The 4,071-nt window shown below is 33.2% G+C and carries 2 protein-coding genes; both read left to right on the top strand.

Annotated features, from left to right (window positions below):
- Window positions 1-2,291 (top strand): T9SS type A sorting domain-containing protein (locus JO950_RS21400; RefSeq protein WP_237732419.1); only part of this gene is annotated, 2,291 nt, incomplete at its 5' end.
- A 312-nt stretch (window positions 2,292-2,603) separates the two neighbouring features.
- Window positions 2,604-3,992: a dihydrolipoyl dehydrogenase gene (lpdA, locus tag JO950_RS21405; RefSeq protein WP_202704458.1), complete on the top strand. Its 1,389-nt coding sequence runs from the start codon at window positions 2,604-2,606 to the stop codon at window positions 3,990-3,992.
- Window positions 3,993-4,071: the final 79 nt, after the last annotated feature.

Raw genomic sequence — 4,071 nt, forward strand, 5'->3', positions numbered from 1 at the left:
ATATTGGTCTAACCTATTTAAACTGTTCTTCTAATGCGTTAACAACTTTAAATATGAAGAATGGAAAAAATACGATTATGAGCAATTACAATTTTGATCTTAAAAATAATCCAAAGCTTAGTTGTATTCAGGTTGATAACGCTTCATATTCTACTATTAATTGGAGCAGCGCAAAAGATGCTACAGCAAATTACTCAAACGAATGCCAGAATGATTTATACACGCTTATTCCTGACAGCAATTTCGAAAACAAATTGATTAAATTGGGAATTGATTCAGGAACTCCTGACGGAAGAGTATTAACCTCTAGTGTTAACACCGTAACGTCTTTAGATGTCTCCCTAAGCAATATTACAGACTTGACAGGCCTAGAAGACTTTACCTCTTTGACATCATTAAAATGTCAAGCAAATTATACTTTAAAAGCTCTGGATGTTACAAAAAATATCCATTTAACTACATTGGACTGTAGCAATAATTATCTTATAACAACATTAGATGTATCAAAAAATACGGCTTTAGTTGATTTAAATTGTTATTACAATAAACTGAGCACTTTAGATGTAAGCTCAAATACAAGCTTAACCTCTCTACAATGTGGGTCCAATAAGTTAACAAGCTTAGAGGTTACAAATAATAAAGCCTTAACTAAACTAACTCTTGGATACAACCAGATTTCAAGTTTAGATGTATCGCAAAATATCCTGTTAGAGTCTTTAGATTGCACCTCAAATCAAATTTCAGACTTAAACATCCGTTCGAATACAAAATTAACTGAACTGTGGGCTGGAAACAACCTGTACTCTTCGTTAGATGTTTCAAATAATACTGCTTTGAAATCGCTAATATGTAATACAAATCAATTAACATCAATAGACGTTTCCAAAAATACTGCATTGACAAGATTGTTAGTCTACCAAAATAAGATAGCAAGTATAGACATTTCAAACAATACTCTATTAAGCTCTTTTGATTGTGGTACGAATTTAATCACCAATCTTAATGTCTCAAAAAATATAGATTTGCAATTTTTATACTGTGACAAGAATAAATTAACCACCTTAGATGTCTCTGCAAATACTAAGCTTGGCACATTCGATTGTGCTAACAACCTGCTCACTAACCTGGATGTTTCTAATAACAAAAATTTAAGATCGCTTGAATGTGAATCCAACAAACTGGTAAGTCTAAACCTAAAAAATGGTAATAATTATAGGTTTGATCCACTTCTAGGCTCTGATCCTAATTTTATTTTATATAGAATAGATTTTAGAAACAATCCGGATTTAACTTGTATTCAGGTTGATGATGCTTATTATTCAAACGAGAAATGGTCCACAAGAAAAGATCCAAAGGCAAAATTTAGCGAAGATTGCAACAATAGTACTTTGATAACAGATTCTAATTTTGAAGATTTTCTTATTGCTGCAGGTATTGACACTGACGGAAAAAATGGAAAAGTTGCCACCTCCAGTATTGCTAATATTAAAGTTCTGGACATTTCAAATTCAAACATCTCGGATTTAAAAGGAATTGAAAACTTCACCGCTTTAGAGAAATTTATCTGTAAAGGAAATTTAATTACTACAGTTGACATGTCGAATAACACTCAGTTAAACTATCTGGACGTCTCAAACAATCCGCTGACTAGTATTAATGTTTCTAAAAATAAATTATTAAAAGAATTTTATTGTAATGGAATACAAATTATTCTTAAAAAATCGACTTCGACCCCTAGCAGGTTAACAACTTTAGATCTATCGAACAATACTTTGTTAACAAAATTTAACTGTTCGAACAATCAGCTGTCAAGTCTTGATTTATCAAAAAACACTAATTTAATAGAAGTAAACTGTTCTAATAACCTTCTAACCGATTTGAATTTACAAAATGGAAACAACGGTGTTTTAGTCAACTTAAATTTAAAAAACAATGCTCAGTTAACTTGTATAAAAGTTGACAATCCTTCTTTCTCAACTGCTACCTGGACAGATGCAAAAGATGAAATCGCAAAATATTCGACAACTTGCCGTACTTTAGAAACAAATGAGCAGGTTTTTAACCACATCAATATTTATCCAAATCCATCTCAGGGCGAGTTATACATTACAAACGTGTCAGTAACAAAAGCAACGATCTATGATAGTTTGGGTAAACTTGTAAAAGTAATATCCTTAAAAGCAGATACTCAGGAAAATTACATCGATTTAAAAGGAATAGCCAAAGGAGTTTACTACATCTTTATCGAAAACTCTGAAGCACACACCGTTAAAAAAATCATCCTTAAATAAGTATTCTCCTATTTCACTAAAAAACACATTTTAAAAAATAAAATGTGTTTTTTTTTATCGCAAATTAATGATCCATCTTTCGCTACTTTGTTATTAAAAAAAAATAAAATACCAATTAAACTTTATTCTTTTCTATAACTTTTCTCAATATCTGTGTGAAAAGATCAAAATCGGCAAGGGTGAAAAGAAATTTTAAAGTATTTTTTAAAATAAATCCTTAAATTCGCAAGCACAAATAACAAAAGAATAAATCGATAAATGAGTTTCGGAATTAAACTTCATTTTCGATAATAAATACTAAAAACCAAAAAAATGAAATACGACGTTATTGTTTTAGGAAGTGGTCCCGGTGGATATGTAACAGCTATTAGAGCTTCACAATTAGGCTTTAAAGTAGCGGTAATTGAAAAAGAAAACTTAGGTGGTGTATGTTTAAACTGGGGATGTATCCCAACAAAAGCATTATTAAAATCAGCTCAGGTTTTTGATTATCTAAAACATGCTTCTGACTACGGATTGAAAGTTTCTGAGTTCGACAAAGATTTCCCTGCAGTGGTTCAACGCAGCCGTGGTGTTGCTGAAGGAATGAGCAAAGGAGTTCAATTCTTAATGAAAAAAAACAAAATTGACGTTATTGAAGGTTTTGGAAAACTAAAACCAGGTAAAAAACTTGACGTTACAGACAAAGACAATAAAGTTACCGAATATAGCGCTGATCATATTATCATCGCAACCGGTGCTCGCTCTCGTGAGTTACCAAACTTACCACAAGACGGCGTAAAAGTAATTGGTTACCGTCAGGCAATGACCTTACCAACTCAGCCAAAATCTATGATTATTGTAGGTTCAGGAGCAATTGGAGTTGAATTCGCTCATTTCTACAACTCAATGGGAACAGAAGTTACTATTGTAGAATTTATGCCAAATGTAGTTCCTGTAGAAGACGAAGACATCTCAAAACAATTTGAGCGTTCTTTGAAAAAAGCCGGAATTAAAGTAATGACCAACTCATCTGTTGAGCGTATTGACACAACAGGTGCAGGAGTAAAAGCTTTTGTTAAAACAGCAAAAGGAGAAGAAGTTCTTGAAGCTGACATTGTACTTTCTGCAGTTGGAATCAAAACTAACATTGAAAACATCGGTTTGGAAGAAGTTGGAATCGCTGTTGACAGAGATAAAATCCTAGTAAACGCTTACAACGCCACTAATATTCCTGGATACTACGCTATTGGAGACGTTACTCCAGGACAAGCTTTGGCTCACGTAGCTTCTGCTGAAGGAATTAACTGTGTAGAAAAAATTGCAGGTTTACACGTAGACCCAATCGATTACGGAAACGTTCCGGGTTGTACTTATGCAACTCCAGAAATCGCTTCTGTAGGTTTAACTGAAAAACAAGCAAAAGAAAAAGGTTACGAATTAAAAATTGGTAAATTCCCTTTCTCAGCTTCTGGAAAAGCTAAAGCTGCCGGAACTCCGGACGGATTCGTAAAAGTAATCTTTGATGCGAAATACGGAGAATGGTTAGGATGCCACATGATTGGTGCAGGTGTTACCGATATGATTGCAGAAGCAGTTGTAGCCCGTAAACTTGAAACTACAGGTCATGAAATTCTTAAATCGATCCACCCTCACCCAACCATGAGTGAGGCTGTTATGGAAGCTGTTGCTGATGCTTATGGCGAAGTAATTCACTTGTAAAAATATACAATGTAAAGATGTAATGTCTATACAGAGTTATATATAATTTTCAATTTATAAAATCCGATTTGCTTAAAGT

It is taken from the genome of Flavobacterium sp. UGB4466 (genome assembly GCF_903469665.1).
In the GTDB taxonomy this organism is placed as follows: domain Bacteria; phylum Bacteroidota; class Bacteroidia; order Flavobacteriales; family Flavobacteriaceae; genus Flavobacterium; species Flavobacterium lipolyticum.